This window comes from Streptomyces sp. R35 (assembly GCF_041053035.1).
Taxonomy (GTDB): Bacteria; Actinomycetota; Actinomycetes; order Streptomycetales; family Streptomycetaceae; genus Streptomyces; species Streptomyces lutosisoli.
This window is the reverse complement of the sequence record NZ_CP163440.1, coordinates 263,586-284,189: the sequence shown is the minus strand read 5'-3', so window position 1 is coordinate 284,189 and position 20,604 is coordinate 263,586. Positions and strand designations below refer to the sequence as shown.

Annotated in this window: 17 protein-coding genes; 9 read left to right on the top strand and 8 right to left on the bottom strand. The window is 70.8% G+C overall.

All coding sequences use genetic code 11. The features are described from left to right. Positions 1 to 45: 45 nt before the first annotated feature. The 5 genes from AB5J50_RS01380 to AB5J50_RS01360 all read left to right on the top strand — a co-directional run bounded on the left by AB5J50_RS01380 (position 46) and on the right by AB5J50_RS01360 (position 5,149). On the top strand, positions 46 to 1,272 hold the full coding sequence (locus AB5J50_RS01380; protein ID WP_369254114.1) for an acyl-CoA dehydrogenase family protein: 1,227 nt from the start codon (positions 46 to 48) through the stop codon (positions 1,270 to 1,272). A gap of 133 nt (positions 1,273 to 1,405) precedes the next feature. Further along, positions 1,406 to 1,900 (top strand): MarR family winged helix-turn-helix transcriptional regulator, encoded by a 495-nt coding sequence (locus tag AB5J50_RS01375; protein ID WP_369254112.1) that lies wholly within the window; start codon positions 1,406 to 1,408, stop codon positions 1,898 to 1,900. Between the two features lie 74 nt (positions 1,901 to 1,974). Beyond that, entirely contained in the window at positions 1,975 to 2,595 is a 621-nt protein-coding gene (locus tag AB5J50_RS01370) for a response regulator transcription factor (RefSeq protein ID WP_369254110.1), read from the top strand. A 12-nt stretch (positions 2,596 to 2,607) separates the two neighbouring features. Next, positions 2,608 to 4,011, top strand: coding sequence for an ATP-binding protein (locus AB5J50_RS01365; RefSeq protein WP_369254108.1), 1,404 nt, complete (start codon positions 2,608 to 2,610; stop codon positions 4,009 to 4,011). 109 nt (positions 4,012 to 4,120) lie between these two features. After that, positions 4,121 to 5,149: a TAXI family TRAP transporter solute-binding subunit gene (locus AB5J50_RS01360; RefSeq protein WP_369254106.1), complete on the top strand. Its 1,029-nt coding sequence runs from the start codon at positions 4,121 to 4,123 to the stop codon at positions 5,147 to 5,149. Here AB5J50_RS01360 and AB5J50_RS01355 read toward each other — a convergent pair. The 3 genes from AB5J50_RS01355 to AB5J50_RS01345 form a co-directional block, all read right to left on the bottom strand. Then, positions 5,107 to 6,408 carry a HupE/UreJ family protein gene (locus tag AB5J50_RS01355; RefSeq protein ID WP_369265270.1) on the bottom strand — a complete coding sequence of 434 codons (1,302 nt, stop codon included), beginning with the start codon at positions 6,406 to 6,408 and terminating at the stop codon, positions 5,107 to 5,109. The genes AB5J50_RS01360 and AB5J50_RS01355 overlap by 43 nt on opposite strands. 2 nt (positions 6,409 to 6,410) lie before the next feature. After that, positions 6,411 to 7,412, bottom strand: a complete 1,002-nt coding sequence (locus AB5J50_RS01350) for a DUF3500 domain-containing protein (RefSeq protein WP_369254104.1) — start codon at positions 7,410 to 7,412, stop codon at positions 6,411 to 6,413. Positions 7,413 to 7,811: 399 nt separating this feature from the next. Then, positions 7,812 to 9,512, bottom strand: coding sequence for a carboxylesterase/lipase family protein (locus AB5J50_RS01345; RefSeq protein ID WP_369254102.1), 1,701 nt, complete (start codon positions 9,510 to 9,512; stop codon positions 7,812 to 7,814). A 294-nt stretch (positions 9,513 to 9,806) separates the two neighbouring features. Between AB5J50_RS01345 and AB5J50_RS01340 the strand changes: the two genes are divergently transcribed. After that, positions 9,807 to 10,874, top strand: a complete 1,068-nt coding sequence (locus AB5J50_RS01340; RefSeq protein ID WP_369254100.1) for a LuxR C-terminal-related transcriptional regulator — start codon at positions 9,807 to 9,809, stop codon at positions 10,872 to 10,874. Between the two features lie 665 nt (positions 10,875 to 11,539). Here the strand turns inward: AB5J50_RS01340 and AB5J50_RS01335 are convergent. After that, positions 11,540 to 12,247, bottom strand: a complete 708-nt coding sequence (locus AB5J50_RS01335; RefSeq protein WP_369254098.1) for a TetR/AcrR family transcriptional regulator — start codon at positions 12,245 to 12,247, stop codon at positions 11,540 to 11,542. 194 nt (positions 12,248 to 12,441) lie between these two features. Between AB5J50_RS01335 and AB5J50_RS01330 the strand changes: the two genes are divergently transcribed. Next, positions 12,442 to 13,263: an SDR family oxidoreductase gene (locus AB5J50_RS01330; protein WP_369254096.1), complete on the top strand. Its 822-nt coding sequence runs from the start codon at positions 12,442 to 12,444 to the stop codon at positions 13,261 to 13,263. A gap of 13 nt (positions 13,264 to 13,276) precedes the next feature. Here the strand turns inward: AB5J50_RS01330 and AB5J50_RS01325 are convergent, their stop codons facing one another. After that, positions 13,277 to 14,317, bottom strand: coding sequence for an LLM class F420-dependent oxidoreductase (locus AB5J50_RS01325; protein ID WP_369254094.1), 1,041 nt, complete (start codon positions 14,315 to 14,317; stop codon positions 13,277 to 13,279). Positions 14,318 to 14,472: 155 nt separating this feature from the next. Here AB5J50_RS01325 and AB5J50_RS01320 point away from each other — a divergent pair, with 155 nt between their 5' ends. Together AB5J50_RS01320 and AB5J50_RS01315 are read left to right on the top strand one after the other, a co-directional pair. Beyond that, positions 14,473 to 14,997: a DoxX family protein gene (locus AB5J50_RS01320; protein WP_369254092.1), complete on the top strand. Its 525-nt coding sequence runs from the start codon at positions 14,473 to 14,475 to the stop codon at positions 14,995 to 14,997. A gap of 114 nt (positions 14,998 to 15,111) precedes the next feature. Further along, entirely contained in the window at positions 15,112 to 16,470 is a 1,359-nt protein-coding gene (locus tag AB5J50_RS01315; protein WP_369254090.1) for a CoA transferase, read from the top strand. Here AB5J50_RS01315 and AB5J50_RS01310 read toward each other — a convergent pair. The 3 genes from AB5J50_RS01310 to mftG all read right to left on the bottom strand — a co-directional run bounded on the left by AB5J50_RS01310 (position 16,427) and on the right by mftG (position 20,500). Further along, the gene (locus AB5J50_RS01310; RefSeq protein WP_369254088.1) at positions 16,427 to 17,827 is read right to left on the bottom strand and encodes an amidohydrolase family protein; all 1,401 of its coding nucleotides are present in this window, start codon (positions 17,825 to 17,827) and stop codon (positions 16,427 to 16,429) included. The two genes, AB5J50_RS01315 and AB5J50_RS01310, sit on opposite strands and share 44 nt — an antisense overlap. Continuing rightward, entirely contained in the window at positions 17,817 to 18,851 is a 1,035-nt protein-coding gene (locus tag AB5J50_RS01305) for an enoyl-CoA hydratase/isomerase family protein (RefSeq protein ID WP_369254086.1), read from the bottom strand. Before AB5J50_RS01305 ends, AB5J50_RS01310 begins: the two co-directional genes overlap by 11 nt. A gap of 74 nt (positions 18,852 to 18,925) precedes the next feature. After that, complete coding sequence (mftG, locus tag AB5J50_RS01300; RefSeq protein ID WP_369254084.1) at positions 18,926 to 20,500, bottom strand: mycofactocin system GMC family oxidoreductase MftG; 1,575 nt, start codon at positions 20,498 to 20,500, stop codon at positions 18,926 to 18,928. Positions 20,501 to 20,604 lie beyond the last annotated feature (104 nt).

Sequence of the window (20,604 nt, the reverse complement as noted above, 5' to 3'; positions counted from 1 at the left end):
GATTGCCGAACTAATGGTACGTGATGCTAATGGTATCTTCCCCGTATGACTTCCACTCCCACACGCCAGATCGACCGGCTCTACCACGAGCTCCTCGCCCCCAAAGAGACACAGTCCGTTCGCGCTGCCGTGCGCCGGATCGCAGAGCACGAAGTGGCTCCGCACGCCGTGGCGATCGCGGGGGGCGACGAGCGCACGGACGGCTTCCCCCGGCATGTGTTTGACGGGCTTGCGTCGGCGGGGGTCTTCCGGATCCCCTTCCCCAGCGAGGTCGGCGGCGACGGTCTGACCCACCCGGCGACCGCCACCGCCGCGGCCATCGAGGAACTGGCCTACTACTCCAGCAGCGTCGCGGCCGTCTTCGATGTGCACTGCATCCTGGCGGGCAACGCCCTGCGGCAGGGCACCGAGGAGCAGCAGCAGCGATGGCTGCGAAAGGTCGCGGAGGGCTCGGTGGTCGGCGCGTTCGCCACCACCGAGCCGAACGCCTCAAGTGACCTGTCCCCGCAGGCGGTTCAGACCGAGGCGATACGCACCGAGGCGGGCTGGGTGCTGAACGGCCACAAGCGGTGGATCTCCAACTCGCCCGTCGCCGGGTTCGTGGTGGTTCTCGCCCGCACCGGCACCCGGCTGAGCATGTTCATCGTCGACACGGCACTTCCCGGAGTGGAAGTCGGCCTTCCCGACCGCAAGATGGGCAACCGTGGACAGCTCACCGCGGACATCCGCTTCACGAATGTGCTTCTGTCCGACGACGACCTCCTCGGTGGTACCGAGGGACACGGACTGCGCCATGCGCTGTCCACTCTGACCTACGGCCGGATCGGCATCGCGGCTGCCGGGGTCGGCATGGCGCAGGCCGCCTTCGACCACACCGTGGCCCACCTGTCGACGCGACACGCCTTCGGCAAGCCGGTGGCCGCCAACCAGCACTGGCAGTTCCTGCTCGCCGAACGGGCCACCGAGATTGAGAACGCCCGCACCCTGTACACCAAGGCCGCCCTGCGCCTGGACGCGGGCAACCCGTCCCCGGAGCCCGAGGCCGCGATGGCGAAGTACTACGCCACCAGGCTGTCGGTGGACATGGCGCGCGACGCCGTCCAGGCGTTCGGAGGCCTCGGCTTCGCGCGCGAGCTGGGTGCCGACGGCAGTCCCGGTCCCGTCGAGGCGATCTACCGGGACAGCAAGATCGGCGAGATCTACGAGGGCACCAACGAGATCCAGAAGTGGGTCATAGCCCGGCAGATCTTCGGTCGGGCCATCGTCGGCTGACCGCCCAGGACGCACCAGCCGCAAGCCGGCGGAAGGTGGGGAATCCCGCCGGCCTGCAGCGGTCCTGGCGCCTCGGGCTTTCTCGTACGATGGACAGGACCATACGTACGACTAACCATGGGCGGGATAAACGATGTCCGAGGCTCCGCTGGTACCGGGGACAGTGGCCGAACACACCATCTGCCTGCTGGTCAAACTCGGGCAGGTGGCGTTCAGGATCGCCGAGGACGGCATCGGCGGGACCGGCCTGCGAGTGCGGCATTACAGCGTCCTGCAGGCTTTGGCGGACAACGGTGCCATGCCGCAACTGGCACTTGGCTCGTTCCTGCGCATCGACCCGGCGACGATGGTGACGAGTCTTGACGACCTGGAGCGGGCCGGATACGCCCAGCGGACACGCGATCCGCAGGACCGACGTCGGTACGCCGTCGACATCACCGACGACGGGCGCAAGGTCCTCGCCGACCTCAACCGCACACTCGTCGGTCTCGACAGCGAAACCCTCGCCGACCTGGGCACCACTGAACGGCACTCGCTTCACGCGCTGCTGAGCAGCCTCGCCGAGAGTCCCGCTCTCACCTCCATGTTCGACGCTGTCAGAGAGCAGAGCGGCGCGAAAAGGGCTTAGACCGACCGGCAAATGGATCACTTGAGGCGTCGGGTGGTGGGGCGGCCGTCCCAGCGATAGCGGCCGGGGCGCTCGTGGAGACCCTGTACGACCACGGTCACGTCACCAGGCGGGTCCGGTACGGCAGGGATGTGCTGACCTACCACCGCAGCTCCGACCTGCTGCTTCTCGATCTGGGGCTGCCCGACACCGACGGCCTGGACGTGCTGCGCTCCCTGCGGGCGGTGAGCGGCATGTCGGTGGTGATCCTCACCGCCCGCGGCGACGAGCGCTCGGTCGTGCGCGGGCTGCGGCTCGGGGCCGACGACTATCTCGTCAAGCCCGTACGCCTCGCCGAGTTGCTTGCCCGGATCGACGCCGTCACCCGGCGGAGCGCGGCCAGGAGTGCCCCCACCGTGCGGATGGTCCGTGCCGGTGATGTCGAGGTGGACCTCGACGCGCGCCGGGTCCGGGTCGGCGGGGCGGAGGTCGAGCTGACCACCAAGGAGTTCGACGTCCTCGCCGTGTTGGCCGCGCGGGCGGGCACGGCGGTCAGCCGTGAGCAACTGCTGCACGAGGTGTGGGGCGACGCCTACCACTCCGTGTCCCGGTCCCTGGACGTCCACCTCACACAGCTGCGGGCCAAACTGGGCTGCCCCGAGCTGCTCACGACGATCCGGGGCTTCGGCTACCGCTTCGGGGACCACGGGGACTGACAGAGCCGACGCGTGCGTACCCGAGTGCAGGCCGCACTTCTGCTGTTCGTCGTGATCGCGGTGGCCGCGTTCGCCGTACCGCTGCTGCTGTTCACCGCGTCCGACCGCACCCAGCAGCTCGTCCTCGCTCGCAGCGCGGACCTCGACCGTTTCGCGTCCCTCACGGACCAGGCCGCGCAGACCGGCGACACCTCGGCCGTCACCGCCGAGGCGCGGCGCTACACACAGCTGTACGGAGAACCACTCGTCGTCACCGACACGCGCCGCGAGCCCGTCGTCCAGACCGGCGGCATGCGGGCGGCCGATCCCGCCGTCGCCCGGCTGCTCGACGAGGCGTTGCGCAACCAGACCGCGCACCCCGCAGGCTCGCTGCGTCCCTGGTCACGCGGGTACCGGATGTTCGCCGAGCCGGCCGGCACGGGCACCCGGGTCTCCGGTGCGGTCGTGCTGAGGGCGTCGGTGGGCACAGCGGCGGACGACATCACCCCCCGCTGGGCGCTCGTCCTCGCCGGAACCGCTCTGGTCGCCGTCGCCTGTACGATCCTCGCCCGGGCCGCGACGCGTTGGGTGGTCAGCCCGCTGCGCCGCCTCGACCGTGCCGTCGGCCAGCTCGCTGCGGGACTGCCGCCCGAGCAGACCCGGGCCGGCGGCCCACCGGAACTGCGCCAGCTCGCGACCGGCTTCAACCGCATGGCGCGTACGGTCACGGCGGCCCTGGAGCAGCAGCGCCGGCTCGTCGCCGACACCTCGCACCAGATGCGCAACCCCATGGCGGCGCTACGGCTGCGCGTCGACGCCCTGCACAACCACCTGCCAGCGTCCGCCCGGCGCACGTACACCGGCGTCACTAACGAACTCGACCGTCTGGAGACCCTGCTCGACGACATGCTCGCCCTCGCCACCGCGGAGCACCGGGCCGGGGAACTGACGGTGACCGACGGCTCGGACGCCCACTGCGACGCATCGGCGGTCGCCGCCGCCCAGCACCGGCTGTGGGAGCCGATGGCCCACCGCGCCGGGGCCCTGCTCACCTTCCAGCCCGCCGCGGTCCCGGTCATGGCCGCCTGCACGGACCGCGCCATCAAGTACGCGGGCCCGGGCGCCGAGATCTCGCTCCGCTGCACCGCCGAAGGCCCGCTCGCGGTCCTCACGGTGACGGATGACGGCCCTGGCCTGGGCACGGAGGAACTCGCCCTGGCCACCACGAGGTTCTGGCGCTCGGGTCGGCAACGACAGGACGGGACGGCGGGTACGTGGCTGGGGCTGGCCATCGCCGAACAGCTGCTGGCGGGGCGGGGCGGCAGACTGGAACTGGGACGGGCGCGACCGCGGGGGCTGCGGGCCAGGGCGGTCGTGCCGCGCGCCGCGACCGACCCCGCCGACGCCGCCGACGTCGGCGAAGGCGATGCGCGGTGAACGGCCGCGCCGGCGCTCGCCGGTCGTCGCAAGGGCGGGGCGCTCCCCGTTTCGGGGCGGGCTGCCGGCAGAACACCGGCCCGTGGAACCGACGGCACGGTGGTGCACCATGACCCGCCGCCCCCGCCCTGTCGATCGCAGCACCGTTCTCCACGCCGCCCTCGGCACGGCGGCCGTCGCAATCCTCGGCGGCGCGCTCACGGGCGACGCCTCCCGGCAGCGTCCCGAGCCGAGCGGTGCCCTGCGCTTCGCGACCGGTGAGCCCACGGCGTTCTACGAGGCTTTCGGCCGCCTCCTTGCCGCGGAACTCCAGGCGGCTTATCCCCGTCTGAGCTGCCGCGTCCGCACCACCGCGGGCAGCGTCACCAACATCGAACTGCTCCGCGACTACCGCGCCGACCTCGCACTCGTCCTCACCGACACCGCCCGGGCCGCCCAGGGCACGACCCTCTTCCCGCACGCGGTGCCCCTGCGCGTCATCGGCAGGGTGTACGAGACCTACCTCCAGTTCGTCGTCCGCGCCGACTTGCCCGTGCGTACCGTGTCCGACCTGGCCGGACACACCGTCTCGCTCGGCGCGACCGGATCGGGCGCGGCCGTAGTCGGCGAAAGGATCCTGCACGCCGCGGGTCTTTCCCCCGGCACCGGCGTTCACGTACGCCATCTGCCGCTGGCCGACGCGGCCGACGCCATGCGGACGGGCTCGGTGGACGCCCTGCTCGTCGCGGGCGGTGTACCGCTACCGGTTCTGTCCGAGCTCGACGACCGTTTCGGTCTGCGGTTCCTGCCGCTGGCCGGGCTGCTGCCCCGGCTCGGCGGCCAGGGCGGTCGGGCCGGCTCGGGCCTGGAAGAGGTGTCCCTGCCGCAGGGCGCGTACCGGGCGGCGGGCGGCGTCGCCACCATCGGCGTGTCCAACCTGCTGGTGTGCCGCCCCGACCTTCCCCGCGGTGTGGCCGAAGCGCTCACCCGCCTGCTGGTCCTGCGCGCGACCTCACTCGTTCCCCCCACGCCGTCGGCACCCAGTTCCTCGACGTCGGCAGTCTCATCGGCACGGGGGACATCGCCCTGCACCCCGGGGCGGTCGCGGCATACCGCTCACTGCACGGCTGAGCCCCCGGCGGCAGCGCGATCCTGGTGACGAAGGTCGGGTACGGACCAGCTGGCCGCCGCGACGGCCGCGAGGGCTCCGGCGACGAGGAACGGATGCGCGATGAGCGCGTCGGTGACGCGGTTGAGCGGGTTGTTCGCCAGTAGGGTGGTGCGCTCGGCGAGCCACGCCGCGGCCAGCACGATGCCGGTCGCCGCGACCGTGAGGCGGACCGCCGGGTAGATCCGGGTTCTGCTGAGGATCAACAGCGACGGCATGAGCAGGGCGACAACCATGAGCTGGGTCAGCTCGATGCCGAGGTTGAAGCCGAGCAAGGTGGTGACCAGGGATCCGTTGCCGAGGTCGAGGCCGCCCAGCAGCGCGGCGAAGGCGAGGCCGTGCATGAGTCCGAACCCGGCGGCGATCCACGCCTCACCGCCGGGGACGAGGGGCCGGACGGCGTGGATGCCGGAGACCAGGATGGACAGGGCGATGAGGCTTTCCACGACCCGTGTGGGAGCGCTGATGTAGCCGAGGGCGGCCAGGGCGAGGGTGATGGAGTGCCCGACGGCGAAGGCGGTGACCACGTGCACGACGCGCACGCAGTTGCGGCGCAGGTCGTCGGCGCGGATCCAACGGCCGCGGCGGGCGAGGAGTGGTGCGGGGAGCAGGAGCATGATGAGGAACAGCAGATGGTCGGCGCCTTCGGCGATGTGCCGGATGCCCAGTTGCACGGCGGCGGTGAAACCGTGCTCGCTGGAGGCACCGGCGGCCGGTATCGCGAGGGTGTGCTGCTGCCAGTCGAGCACGCCCACGGTCGTGTAGCTGTCGGAGCCGTCGGGGCGCAGTGAGACGAGGATCTGGTGGGACAGCAGGTGGTGCACGATCGCGTCGTAGGTGAGCCGGAAGTCGTGGACCGTGCCGCTTGGCGGCCGCAGGACCAGGTCGAAGACCAGGTGGTCGACGCCGTCGATCTTCTGGACGCGGCCGCCGCCGACCGTGGTGGTCCACCGGGTGCCGTCGGGGTCGGCCGCCGAGGTGTGGCCGAGCACGTAGTGGCGCAGCTCTTCGAGCTTGGCCGGTCTGACGACGGTCTTCGCGGTGAGCGGCTGGTCGAGGGCGATGGCGAGCCGGTCGATGGGCAGTTCCACCTCGCCGGTCACCTTTTTTGGTGCCACGTCGAGCAGGATCGCGGTGGTGCTCAGGGGGTGGGCGTCCGCGCGCGTCGGTACCGTGACCATCAGGATGGCCGTCAGGGCCGCGAGACACGCGAGCAGTGCCCCGGCGCGGGCCGCCCACCTGGTGTGCATGCTCACTTCGGCTTGCTGCTGCCGTAGTCGTTGGTCTTGTCCCGGTACACCGAGTGGTAGTGGATGTTGGGTGTGCTCTGGCTGCGGGTGTTGATGAACTCGATCCACACGCTGGGGCCGTCGATGCGGATGTAGCTGTTCTCGTCGGTCGGGCCGGTGTTGTTGGACCAGCCGATGCGGGTCTTGTCCAGCTCGGACTCGTACTTCGCCATCAGCTTGTCGGCGGCCGTGCTGTTGAGGTCACCGACGTAGGTCTTGATCGCAGCGATGACCAGCTTCTTCTGGGCGGCGGTCAGCTTCGACACCGTCAGTCCCTCGGAGGTGGGGAACACCCCCGAGTCCTTGCCGGGGCCCATGACCAGGTCGTCGAACGTCCCGGAGGTGATCTCCGCGGCCTTCTTCTGCTGGGCGTCGAGCCCCGCCAGCATGCCGAACATGGCCGTCGACTCGGCCTTGACCGGCTCGACCGTGGTGCCGCCGGACTTGAACGACGTCGGCTCGGAGCCGACGAACTGCGGGGTCTGGCTGACCTTGTCGCCGTTGTAGGTGAGGTTGCGGGCCAGGTGGTGCCCGCCGAACTGGACCATGAACGGCTGCGTCGTCGACGGTGTCCCGTACACGGCGAAGTAGTAGTCCTTCAGGCTGCCGAAACCGTCCGCGCCCTGGCCGCCGAGGCTGTTCAGCTCGTTGTCGGCCTTCCGGATGTCGGCGTCCTCCTGGGCACCGGCGGGGCTCAGCGCCACCTGGAGCACCGCGTCGGCGGCCTTCTGCTGTGCGGCGGTGAGATCGGACATCTCGATGCCCTCGCGGGGCACGGTCGTAGCTGGGAAGTTCGACCAGGTCTGCCGCGCCTTGTTGTCCGAGAATTCGTACTCGACCTTCTTCCGCTTGGCGTCGTCCAGCGTGGCCAGGAACGCCTTCACCGCCTTGACGACCGCCGCGGTGTTGGCGCCGCCCGGACTTGCCCCGTCGGTGTTGAGGTTGACCTCCGTGACCTGCTGCATGCCCATCCCCCCTGGGCCCCCCTGACTGCCGCTCTGCTGCGTGGAAGGGCTCGACGACGATGTCGTGGAATCACCTGAACCGCAGCCGCTGACGACGAGGGCCGCCGACAGAACGGCGCCGGTTGTGAGAGCAAGGTTCTTGCGCATGGTCGGAGAAATCTCCTCGGGTCGCGGGGCGGATGAGGGGAGAGGGAAGGCGAAAAGGGAACGCGTATTGCGACTTCTTTGTCTATCACGCCGTAATCAGGATCCGAGCCCCCGGAACCTCTGTATTCCCTATGAGGTGACCTCTTCACGGAAGATATTGATCCCCTATTCCGTGTTTATGACCGGGCGGTCGATTCTGCTGGGTGCGGCTGCTGGTACGGCCTCGGGTGGGAGGCCGCACCAGCGGTGGGGTCACCAGGCCGGCTGGCTGGGGAAGTAGTCCTCGACGTAGAAGTCCAGCTGCTCGCCGGTGGCGTCGGCGAGGGGGCCCCAGCTGTCGCCGAGTTCCATGGTGGTGTACGTGCGCGGGCGGGTGGGTGCCCAGCGGGTCAAGCCCTTGCCGTTGGGGTCTCCGTGGGTGGCGAAGTTGACCACGTAGTCGGAGAGGGTGTCGGCGATCTTCTGGTCGGTGTCGGTCCACCCGCTGCCGCTTGCGTAGAGGTTGTCGAAGACGTACTGGATCTCCGAGCCGTGATAAGCGCCCCGGTCCTGTCCGGGCGGTGCGTGCGTCCAGAAGTAGGTGAACACCGGGCTCTTGGCCTTGCTCAGCCACTCGGTCGCCCACAGCGTGGTGGAGATCCGGGAGCTGTCCCGGGCGGAGGCGTTGGTCTGCTCCCGTGCCTCGGTGTCGGTGCTCGCCGGGTAGAGCTCGAGGAACCGCGACTCCAGTGAGCCGTACTTGGTCTTGGCCATCGCCCGGTACGAGGCCAGCGTCGTGTTCGCGGTGGGGGTGGCGCCGCTCTCGTCCTTGTTGTTGCCGGTGATGATCGGGACGTCGTTGTGCAGGCCGCGGGAGAGCGCCTCCTGGTAGCTGCGGGGCTGCACATAACCGTCGAGCACCGGGCGGAACAGCGGGGGGTTGCCGTTCATCGGGGCGGACACCGTGGTGTCGTTGGCCATCTCGCCGGCTATCACCTTGGTGTAGTCCAGGGCGCGGGCCTCGGCGATGGTGCTGACGCCGTTCGTCTTGAGGTAGGCGGTGCCCTGGGCCTCGGCCCCGGAGAGGGTCGGCCGGTAGGAGGTGGCCAGTCCGGCGGTCTCCGGGTCGCGCGGGTAGCGCGCCCCGCTCTCCGCGATGGCGCCGTGGAACAGTCCCCTGCCCAGCGGGGAGTACACCAGTTCCAGGACGGAGGCGGAGCCCGCGGACTGCCCGGCGATGGTCACCTGGTCCGGGTTGCCGCCGAACGCGTGGATGTTGCGCCGCACGCACTTCAGTGCCGCGATCTGGTCCAACAGCCCGTAGTTCCCGGAGGAGCCGTGCGCGTCCTCGGCGGTGAGTTCGGGGGTGGACAGGAAACCCAGGGCGCCCTCACGGTAGTTGAGGGTCACCACGACCAGGCCCTTGGCGGCCAGGCCCGCTCCGTCGAAGGTGGGGTCCGCTCCGGAGCCCATGGAGAAACGGCCGCCGTAGATCCAGACGAAGACCGGGCGGCGCTCGTGCGAGGACGCCGCCGCGGTCCACACGTTGAGGTTGAGGCAGTCCTCACTCTGAGCCGGCGTGGAGGAGGAACCGCCCGGTCCCATCGACATCTGCGGGGGGATGTCGCCGAAGGCGTCGGCCTTGCGTACGCCCGACCAGGACGCGGCGGGCTGTGGCGGCCGCCAGCGGTTCTCCCCGGCGGTGGACGCCGCGTAGGGGATGCCGAGGTAGGCGGTGACACCGGAGAGCTTGGCGGCGGTTCCGGAGACCAAACCGGTGTCGATCCGTACGGGCCCGGGCAGCGGTCCGGCACCGCTCGACGTGGTCGAGGACGAGGTGGAGGTGGCCGCGGAGGCCGGGTTCGCGCCGCTGGCGAGGGCGCCCACTCCTGCGGCGGCAGCCAGCGTGCCGCCGAGGAACAGGCGTCGGCTCACCAGTCCGCCACAGGGGCGCTGCGTCTTCTCCGAGGTCAAGGTAATCCCCCTACTGGATTCTCTCCGAGTAACTTGGACCGGATAAATGGAACGACCGGTCTCAAGGCTTTCCCGGGACGGTAGTCTCGGCCGTCGGAGCAGAGCAAGGAGATCGCTTTGGAATTAATCCAGCCCTCAGGGGATCGATAACAGGCTCACAGGATCGCGTCAGATGACAGCTCCCGGCCGGGCAACCAGCCCCTTCGTATCGGATGTGCGAAGGTGGGGTGTCCCTTGTGGGGGATGCGCAACGTGCAGGCTTCGGGTTCCGGGAGTGCCGTAGGTGTTCGGCCGGTGATTCGCCACGGAGGCGCTCATTCGATAGCGGTCCTCGGCGGCGGCGTGCACCTGCACGCCGCCGCCGAGGACGATCTGCCTGCGGTTGGTGCGGTGGATGGGGATGGAGGCCGCTCAGGGCAACTGCTCGCCGACACGGGGCGGAGCCGGGGGCAGCTGGGCCTGCCCAGCCGGATGCTCATCGCCCTCCATGGGGGGCGTCCGCGGGAAGCCATGAACCTGGCGCGCAGGAGTGCCATCACCGGCGTGCACACCTGCGACGCCGTCCAGTGCGCGATGTACCACCACGCGGCGGTCCAGCTCGTGTGCGGCGGCAGGCTCGTCCGCGCGAGCGAACTTCTCGCGCTGGCCCGCGCCAGGCAGCCGATGCTGCCTCATCTGCTCGATTCCGCCCAGGCCTTGTGCGAACTGGTCTACGGAGAAGTCGAACAGGCGCGGTCGCTCCTACGGGCCGCCGTGCGCCGCGCCGAGGCCGACGGCGTGGTCGCGGGATGCGACCTGCTGTGGCTGCGGGTGGCCGACGTCGCGATGCGCATCGGCCGGCCCGAGGTCCTGAAAGAGTGCCTGGCGAAGGCCGAAGGAGTCGCCCGCAGGCTGGGCACCGAGCGGGCCGAGATGACCAGGCTCGTCCTGCACGCGGCCGTACACACCGACCACGCGGCGGCGCATGCCGCGAGGCGACTGGCCCAGCGGCGGCAGCAGCCTCTGGAGGAGGCCTCCGTGCTGGCTCATCTGATCCGCTTCGGCATGGCTGATCCGGCGATGCTGCGGGACACGTACGCCATGCTCGGCGAACTCGACGCGCTGATGCCCCGGTTCTGGCTGCGCCCCCTTATGCGCACGCATGGAGTGGCGGTGCCGGGGCGGCAAGCCACCGCCGAGGAGAACGAGCGGCTGCTCGCCGTACTCGTCTCCGAGGGCCTGACCAACAAGCAGATCGCCAAGGTCCTCAGGACCAGCGAGAAGAGTGTCGAGAGCCGGCTGTCGCGACTGTTCTCACGGACGGGCCACGGGTCCCGGGTCGAACTCGCCATGGCGATGCTCACCGGTCGACTCCACCCTTGAGCCCACGGCGCAATGGTTGTTGTGGTGCGCGCCCCGCCCACCGGCCCGGACAACAACGAACGCTCTGTTCCCACCTGGGGGTTTTCGCATCGGAGTGGGTGACGAGAATCGAACTCGCGCTCTCGGCCTGGGAAGAGACGGCGCTTACGCGGCCGTATGGCTGTTCACCTGCGTGGAACCGTCGTGCCGGTGCCTTTGCGCGGGCCCGGTCACCCCGCTGTTGACTGAGGTCGACCGTGCGGATAGGGCCGGTGTCCAGCAGGGGCCGGGCCTCGGCGGCCGCCGTCCGGTTCGGGTTCGCCGGGCCGTCGAGGCCGCCTGCTCGGGACCCGTCGGAGCGCACCAGGAGCCCCGCGTGGCCCGGGTCCGAATGACTCGGGAGAGTGGCGGCTTCGCTCCGGGCGGCGGCCGACAGGGCCGTCCGGAGCACCGGTCCGGGCGGGGGCCCGTCCGGACCGGTGTGACCAGGACGTCGATTCCGCCGCTCAGGATCCACGGCGACCACAGCTGTGTGGGGGCGCAGATCTCCCGCTTCTCCACCGATGCCAAAAATCCTGGAGATCGGCGAGGGTATGGACGAGACCCAGCGCAACGTCACCGCCGGGCCGCGGGTCAGGAGGGATGGCGAAGGGCCCAGTACGCGGTAAGGCACCATGGCCCGTTCGTCATTCGGCGGCAGAGAGGGGCTCCCACTCCGTCTCGGGATCGAGGGGCTGGTCGGGCCGGTCGCGCTTGAACGCCTCGGCCTGCTCCTCGACCTTCGGCAGAGCGTGGTCGGGCGCACCGAATCCGCGGAACAGGGTCGCGCAGTACTCACGGGCCAGGAAGGGCGCGTCCCACTCACCCTCCGGGTTGACCCACTGGTAGGTGTGGTTGTGGAGGTTGAGGAACTGCAGGGTAGCGAGCCGCGGCGGCAGCGCACGGAAGGTGCCCTGGCCGACGGCCTCCGCGAGCAGCCCCGAGATCAGCTCCTCGAACTCGGCACGCTGGCCCAGCAGTGTCTTCAACTCCGGGCCGCTCAGGCTGCGGTAGTCGTGTTCGTAGACCCAGATGTGGTCGAGCCTGCGGAAGATGATCGTCAGCAGCGACTCCGACAGCAGGCGCAGCCGCAGCAACGGACTCGTGTCGAGCTCCGCGATCTGCCGGGCCCGGGACAGCAGCGGCCCCATCACCCGGGACTGGATCTCGACGAGAAGGTTCTCCTTGGAGCCGATGTAGTAGTACAGGGCTCCCTTGGCGAGCCCGACCGCCCGGCCCAGGTCGTTGATGGACGTCGCCGCGTATCCCTGCCGGGCGAACAGCTCCGCCGCGACATCGATGATCTTCTGGCGTCTGACCTCAAAGCCCGGTCCATGTCCCGGCGGTCGTGGCATGGGTTCTCTCCCCGCTTGGCATCACTTCGGTTGCTGGACCAAACGGTACGTCAAGAAGACGGAGCTCAGGCGGGACATGGACGCGCCGCTCGCGAGAGGCGTGGCGCCCAACCCGCTCCTCTCCTTGAGAGCCCGAACACCCAAACCCGGGAGACACTCGTCCTGTGACGAGTGTCTCCAGTGAGGAGTGGCGCATGACCACGGTAGGGATTGCCACCGGTGCCGGACGCGGGACGGGAGAGGCATGTGCGAGGCGCCTCGCAGACATGGTGGACGTGCTGCTGCTCGCCGACCGGAACGACGCGGCCGCGGCGGCGGTCGCGAAGGACCTGTCCGGCTCCGGGAGAGCCGTCGTCGAGCCGTTCGCAGTGGATGTCACCGACCGGGAGGACCTGGACAGGCTGGCCGAGCGGGTCAGTGGGCTCGGCACGCTGCGAGCCGTCGCGCATGCCGAGAGCGTCGAGCCGGAGGAGGCCGACTGGCGCGGGATCATCGAGGTCGACCTGGTCGGCACCGTGCTGCTCGCCGAGTCGCTCCGCCCCCTGGCCACCGCCGGCACGGCCTTCGTGTACTGCGCCTCGGTGTCCCCGTTGATGGCTCACATCGAACCCGACCCGGTGGTCGCGGCCGTACTGGACGACGCCGGGCAGGAGGGCTTCCTCTACCAGATCCGCGAGGCGATCGGCCCGGCAGTGGAGGATCCCGCGTGGGCGTATCCGTGGGCCACCTACGGGGTGCAGCGCTTCGCCCGGGCCGAGGCGGTGCGGCTGGGGCCGGTGGGCGCACGTGTGTGCTCGCTGTCGCCCGGCGCGATCGACACCCCGCAGACTCGGCTGGAGGCGGCGCGGCACGAATCGGTGCGGCAGCTCATCGGGCGCACACCTCTGGGTCGCACCGGTCGGTGTGAGGAGGTCGCCGCCGTCGCCGCGTTCCTGCTGTCGGACGAGGCGAGCTTCGTGACCGGTGTCGACATCGTCGTCGACGGCGGCCTGTGCGCCGCCGTGCAGGACGAGTGACACCGACGCCGGTTCACGAGGTCATCGTCTTGAGGTTCTCGATGTCGGTCAGCCGCTGTGCCGTGGAGCGGGCCAGGGGGCGGACCTGGAGGGTGGTCACTCCGGCGGCCCGGAAGGCCGCGAGCCGTTCGGCGACGTAGGAGGCGGGGCCGATCAGGGAGGTCGCCCGCAGCAGGTCGGCGGGCACGGCGGCCGCGGCCTCGTCCTTACGGCCGGACAGGTACAGCTCCTGGACGGCGGCCGCCGCGTCCTCGTAGCCGTAGCGGCACGCGAGGTCGTTGTAGAAGTTGCGACCGGGTGCCCCCATCCCGCCGATGTACAGGGCCAGTTGGGGCCGGGCGAGATCGATCAGGTCGTCCACGTCCTCGCCGATGGCCAGCGGCGGCGAGACCACCACGTCGAGCGCGCCGAGGGCGGGGCCCCGCCGGGCCGTGCCCTCGGCCAGCGCCGGCCCCCACACCTCGGCCGCCCGCTCCGGATGGAAGAACATCGGCAACCAGCCCTCGGCGATCTCGGCGGCCAGCGTCACGTTCTTCGGTCCGATGGCGGCCAGCACGATCGGAATGCGTTCGCGCACCGGCCGGTTGATGAGCTTGAGCGGCCGGCCCAGTCCCGTGCCCTGCTCGGGCGGGAGCGGGATCCGGTAGTGGCGCCCTTCGTGCACGACCTTCTCCCGGCGCCAGACCGACCGGCAGATCTGCACGATCTCGCGGGTGCGGGCCAGGGGAGCGGTGTACGGCTGCCCGTGGAACCCCTCGATCACCTGGGGCCCGGAGGCACCGATGCCCAGGGTGAACCGTCCGTCGGAGACGTAGTCCAGTCCGGCCGCAGTCATGGCTGTCAGGGTGGGCGTGCGGGTGTAGATCTGGAGGATCCCGGAGGCGATTTCGAGACGTTCGGTGTGTGCGGCGATGAACCCGAGCTGGCTGATCGCGTCGAAGGAGTAGGCCTCGGGGACGAAGACGATGTCCAGCCCGGCCTTCTCGTAGTCGCGGAGCACGGCGACGGTCTCCTTGAAACCGCCGCTGTAGTCCAAGGGCATACCGATGCGCATCCCGACCTCCACCCTTTGCACCCGCGGAAAATACAGTACACTCTATAAGTCGTTCCTCGGTGAAGGTGGTGCCGCAGGTTCGCGGCTCGGGACCGGTGGGCGTGACGCACTGAATGGGCCCGCGTGGGTTCGACCCGGAAAGGAGACCTGAACCGATGGACGGCGTCGACGTGGCGCGGTACGCGCTGCGCGCGGTGATCGGCGGCACGATGATCGCGCACGGGGTACGGCACGGGCGCACTCTGGACGGTACGGCGGGATGGTTCGGATCCGTGGGGTTCCGCAAGCCGCGGCTGCAGGCTGCGGCCAGCGCGGTCGTCGAGGTCGGAGCGGGTGCTGCCCTGGTGGCCGGAGCGGCGACCCCGCTGGCGGCGTCGGCGGTCGTCGGAACGATGGGCGTCGCCGCACGGGCGGTTCATCTGCCCAACGGGTTCTTCGTGGTGAACGAGGGCTACGAGTTCGTACTCAACCTGGGCACGGCGTCCGTGGTGCTCGCCGGGCTCGGGCCGGGCCGGTTCAGTGTGGACCGGGCGCTCGGGCTGGACGGAAGGCTCAGCGGCCCGCAATGCTCAGCGCTCGCGGCCGGACTCGGTCTCGCCGCGGCGGCCGCGCAGCTCGCGGTCTTCTGGCGGTACCCACAGCCTGGCGAGGGCTCGGGCGGCGAGCGCGAGGCACATTGAAGCGCCGTTGTCCCTGGACGGTTGCTGGGCGAGACAGGGTTCACCGTGCCGGTCCGCTGGTTTGAAGGTACTGCGAGGTGACTGGTTAACGGGATACTCTTTTTGAGGGGGGCGATGACGGACGATCCTGCCGAGCCGGTACGGCGATGGCTGCGCAGCCTGGGGGACTCCCCGCTCCCGCCCGCCGCTGCGTCCGCCACCGGCTGCCCGTTCTTGGACTGGGCCGCCTCCGGCGCCATGGAGCTGACCGGCCAGGCGGATGGCCCGCCTGTCCTGACGCCCGGACCGATGGCGGCCCTGCTGCGGGAGACAGGGGCAGCACTGGCGCACCTCGCAGGTCGCCCGCTCCCCATCGACCTCGCCCTCGTCCTCAGCGTCCGGGCAGGTGCCATGAACCTCACCCGGCACGGGCGCACCTCCGTGGGCGGCGCGACCCGGTTGCTTCGGGCTTCGGACGGCTGGTGCGCGGTGACCCTGAGCCGCCCGCACGACCTCGAACTCGTCCCGGCGATGCTGGGCCGGCCCCACGTGACCGACCCCTGGCAGGAGCTCACCACGGCCGTACGCGGCGCCAAGGCGAGCGAATTCACCGACCACATCCGGATGTTCGGCGTACCTGCCGCTGCCCTGCCGACCGAGCCACCCCCCGTGGCCTCACCGTGGCAGGCGTCCACCATTGCCGCACCCGACGGGGACGTAAAGCTGGAGGGTGCTCTCGTCGTGGACCTCTCCTCGCTCTGGGCAGGCCCCCTGTGCGCCCGCCTCCTCGGCCTGGCCGGAGCCAGAGTGATCAAGGTGGAGAGCACCCGGCGTCCCGACGGCGCGCGCACCGGGAACCGGCGGTTCTACGACTGGCTGCACGCCGGGCACGAAAGTGTCGCCGTCGACTTCACCCTGCCCGAAGGGCGAGGCGCGCTCGCCGACCTGGTCCGGGCCGCCGATGTGGTGATCGAGGCGTCCCGGCCGCGTGCGCTCGCGCAGTTGGGGCTGGCTCCGGAAGGGCTCGACCATCGGGCGGGCAAGGTGTGGGTGAGCATCACCGGGTACGGCCGCAGTCATCCCGAACGGGTCGCCTTCGGCGACGACGCGGCCGTCGCCGGCGGACTGGTCGGCCGGTCGGCGGACGGTGAGCCGGTGTTCTGCGCCGACGCGGTCGCCGATCCGCTGACGGGGGTCGTCGCCGCACTGGGCGCGATGGGTGCCCTGGCGTGCGGCGGGGGACGGCTGATCGACGTCTCCATGCGAAACGTGGCGGCGGCGTTCGCCGCGGCTCCTCCGGCCGATCACGGGCCCCATCCGGTACGGACATCCGCGGCCGGGGCGGTGGTGGAGTGCCCGGCGCTCGGCCGGACACAGAAGGTTCTCCCGCCGCGCGCGCCGGTACCGGAAGGGACGGCGGCCGAGATGGGCGCCGACACGGTCCGGATCCTCAGCCGAGGTCCTGAGCTCCGTGGACGAGCCGTCCCTCGATGAAGGTGGCGCGCACCTGGCCGGCGTCCGGAGCCCGCAACGCCTCCCTCAACGGGCGGTCCAGCAGGACGAGGTCAGCCGGTCGCCCCACCGCGACCCGCCGTGGCGGGCCTCCGGGATCATCCAAGGGGGAGAGCAGGGCCCGCAGCACCACTTCCACCGGAACCCGCTCGTCGGCCCCGAGCACACGCCCGGACGGTGTCAGCCGCTCGGACGCGGCCCGCAGGCACGCCCAAGGGTCGGGATCGCCGTACGGGGCGTCGCTGCTCGCGGCCACCCGGACCCCGGCACGCAGCAGACTGGCGTACCGCCACAGGTCGGGGCGGTCTCCGGGATCGACGCGCTCCCAGTAGTCATCGCCCCGCAGGGCGATCAGCGTCGGCTGTGTGACGACCCGGATCCGCCGGGAGGCCAGTTCCCGGGCAGCGGCCGGGTCGGCGACGGCGCAGTGCTCCACGCGGTCCCCGTCCAGGCCACCTGCCAGGTGGAGCGCGGCCAGGGTGAGCGCCAGGGCCGTACGGGTCACGCAGTGCGCGGCGACGGGGCGGCCGTCGGCGTGGGCCCGCCGCATCCGCCCGGCGAGGTCGTCGACGTCCGGGAGAGCGTGGTCAGCGACCACCAGTTTCAGCGGGCCCACGCTCAGCCGTGAAGGGGGCGGGTGACCGGGTCCGGCGGCCATCACCATGACGTGCTGGGGGAGTTCTGCCCGCCGTACCGCCTCTGGGACGACCCCGGTGGCACCCCGGTCCGGTGTCGCGTCGGCGACATGGGTGACACCGAGGGCGGCCAGCTGTGTGCCCACCGCCCGGAGGGACGGAGCCCGTCCGCCGAGGGCCTCGCGCAGCCAGGCGTCGGCGCGCCACAGCCGCCCGGTCGGTCGGCCTGCCGTATCGCGTTCGATGCCGTCGTGGGCGGCGGACACGGCGCCGAGCCGTTCCAGACCGGGGGAGTTGACGAGCCACAGCGCCCCGGACCGGTGCTGGACGCGCACGGGCAGCACGCGGTTCCACGCGTCGAGGACGGTCCGGTCGAGAGCGCCGTGGACCACGTCGTCGTACCCGACCGCTCGCACCCAGCCGTCCTCACCCGCCACGGCTTGTGCGAGGGAGGACGCGAGACCGTCCCGGGAGAGGGCGGACACGTCGAGCGAAACATGCTGTGCGGCCATGGCCGCCAGATGAAGATGGTGGTCGGCCAGACCGGGCAGCAGCGCGCCGCCGTAGCCTCGTGCGACGAACTCATCCGGCTGTGGCCGCAGTCCACGGCCCAGCTCGGCGACGACACCGCCGCGGATCCGGCAGTCGACCGGACCCTGGCGCGGGTGCAGTTCCACACCGCGCAACAGTACGTCACCGCTCATGGCCGTCGTCGATCTCGTCAACCAACCCCCACCGCCGGGCGGTGACAGCGCCGACCCGCGCCCCGCTCAGCATCATCCACGCCGCCCGCCACCGGCCGATCCGCCCTGGCACGCTCACCGTGCCGCCGGCGCCGGGCACCAGACCCATCGCGACCTCGGGCAGCTGGAAGAACGCCCCGGGTGAAGACACCAGTCGTCCCGCGAAGGCGGCCATCTCCACACCCGCACCGACGGCCGCGCCCTGCACCCGGACCGTCACCCGGTCCCGCATCCGGTCCATCAGCCGCCACGGCGCCCGCTCCAGTCGTACCAGGTACGCCGCCACGAGGTCCGTTGCCGTCCCGAACTCGGCGAGCTCGCCGCCGCTGCAGAACACCGGCCCGGCACCGGCCAGTTCGATCCGGTCGACCGTGGCGTCGAGGAGGGCGACTTCCAGGGCCTCGAACAGTTCCTCCCGCATCCGGAAGCTGAACGCGTTCCGCCGGTGCGGGCGGTCGAGCAGGAGGGACAGCCGGTCGTTCTCCCGCCGGACGCGGACCAGTGGCCCCTCCTCCCGATAGGCCTGAGGCGTGTCCCGGTCGGCGAGCCAGGACGCGAACTCCGTCCCGCCGAGAAGCATCGAGTACGCCGCCGCCTCGGCCGCCAGGCCCTGAGCGGTGCTGAGCTGCGGCGTCTGCCGCAGCAACTGCCCCAGAGCCAGGCTGGCCCGAGGCTGACGCTCGACGAGCCGTACCAGCTCGTCGAACGAGACCAGCGGATCGTCGACGGACACCAACTCCCGTGCCTCGGCGCTGACACGGGGTGCCGCCAGGGTCAGCGTCAGTGCCTTCAGCAGTGGTCGTAGCCGGTCCGGCGGCTGGAGGGTCGCGATGCCGAACGTCAGGGGCAAGGAGTCCGCCTGCCGTGCGGCCTCGGCTTCGATCCGGCTCGCATCGGCGTCGTGCCAGTCGTCGAGAACCAGGCACCGCACGGGATTCCCCACCCGTCCGTCGGAACGGAGCATCAGTCCTTCGTCGCCGTACACCGGGCCTCCTCGATTCGGTGACCGCGGCGGGATACGCAGACCTGACCCCTGTGGCACCGCCTCCCCGAACCGGGTCATGTCCGGCCGCGCCGCATGGCGTCGGCGACGAGTTCGCCGATGAGGACGGCGGTGGCCGCGGGGCCTCGCAACGGGGGCGTCGGCAGGATCGACGTGTCCGCGACACGCAGACCGTTGACACCGTGCACCTTTCCGCAGGGGTCGACGGCTGCCCCGGGATCGTCTGCGGGGCCCATGGGAACCGTGCCACACGTGTGGTGGGACGTGCCGAGATGCCCCAGGATCCACTCGTCGAGCAGTCGGTCGTCGTCCAGCACCCCCGCCGATGGTTCCGTGAGCCCGCCGGAGACCGCGGCGAAGTCGGTGGTGCCGACCAGCTCGGCGGTGGCACGGACCGCTTCACGCATGCGCCGCCGATCCTCCGCGGTCGACAGATAGCCGTAGTCGAGGCTCGGAGGCGTCGCGGGATCGGCGGAAAGGATGCGCATCCGACCGCTGAGTCGTGGTGTCTGGACGGAGACCAGGAACGCGAGCGGCGCGCCGGGAACGGACACCTTGCCGCCCGTCAGCCCGGCCACGGGGACCAGGGACTGCAGGATTTCCAGATCGCCCGGGTGGCACCCGTCCGACGAGGACAGGTGCAGGACTCCACCGAGCCAGGAGCAGGCGGGCTCCGGCATCGACCGCCGGGGCAGCCACTCCAGCACCACCTGCGGATGATCGCCGAACCCGGCTCCGACGGCGGGAGCGTCCCTGACCACGGGAACGCCGAGGGCCTCCAGCTCGCGACGTGGCCCGACACCCGACAGATGCAGCAGATGGGCGGAGCCGAACGCCCCAGCGCAGAGCACGACTTCGCCGCCGTGCACAACCCTGCGGTATCCGTTCCGCTCGACCTCCACGCCGGTCGCGCGGCCGCGCTCGACGATGACCCTGAGGACCGTGCTGTCCCCTTCCACCAGGAGGTTGGGACGGCCGGACGTGCCCAGGAGATGGCTGATGCCGGTGTTGACGCGCACCCCGTCCACAACGTTGGACGGCACTGGACCGAATCCCGGCGCGTCCTGGGCGTTCTTGTCCGGTTCCTCGGGAAAGCCCAGTCTGCGAGCGGCCGCCCGGAACGCGTCAACTGCGGGGTGGCGATGCTTCGCGCGGCGGACGTGCACCGGTCCGCGGTCGCCGTGCAGCGGGTCGGCACCATAATCGAGGTCGGTCTCAAGAGCGCGGAGAAACGGCAGCACCCGGTCGTACGACCAGGCCGCGCCGCCCGCAGCCGACCAGCGGTCGAAGTCGTCCCGCCGGGCACGGACGAAGTACCCGCCGTTGACGGTGGTCGAGCCGCCGAGCCAGCGCCCCCGGACGACCGTGTATGGACGCGTAGGAGTGAGGTGCACGGCGTACGGCTGGACGGCCCGGTGTCCGGGTTGTGCGCCAGGCACGAGCCGTGCATTCAGCAACTCGGGTGCGAACCCCGACGGGTGACGCGGCGCCGGGCCCGCCTCCAGCACCAGCACGATGCGGCCGGGGTCCTCACTGAGTCGCGCCGCGAGGACGGCACCGCTGCCCCCGGCGCCCACCACGATGACGTCCGGGCGGCGCACCCGGCTGTGCCCGTTCTCGGTGTGTTTCATGGGCAAGCAATTGAAAACGCCGTGACCGCCCCGCGCGGCGACTCGTCCCGGTAGCCGGGACCGGCCCTCGTACTCGCTGTCCCGGTGACCTACCGTCAGCCGCG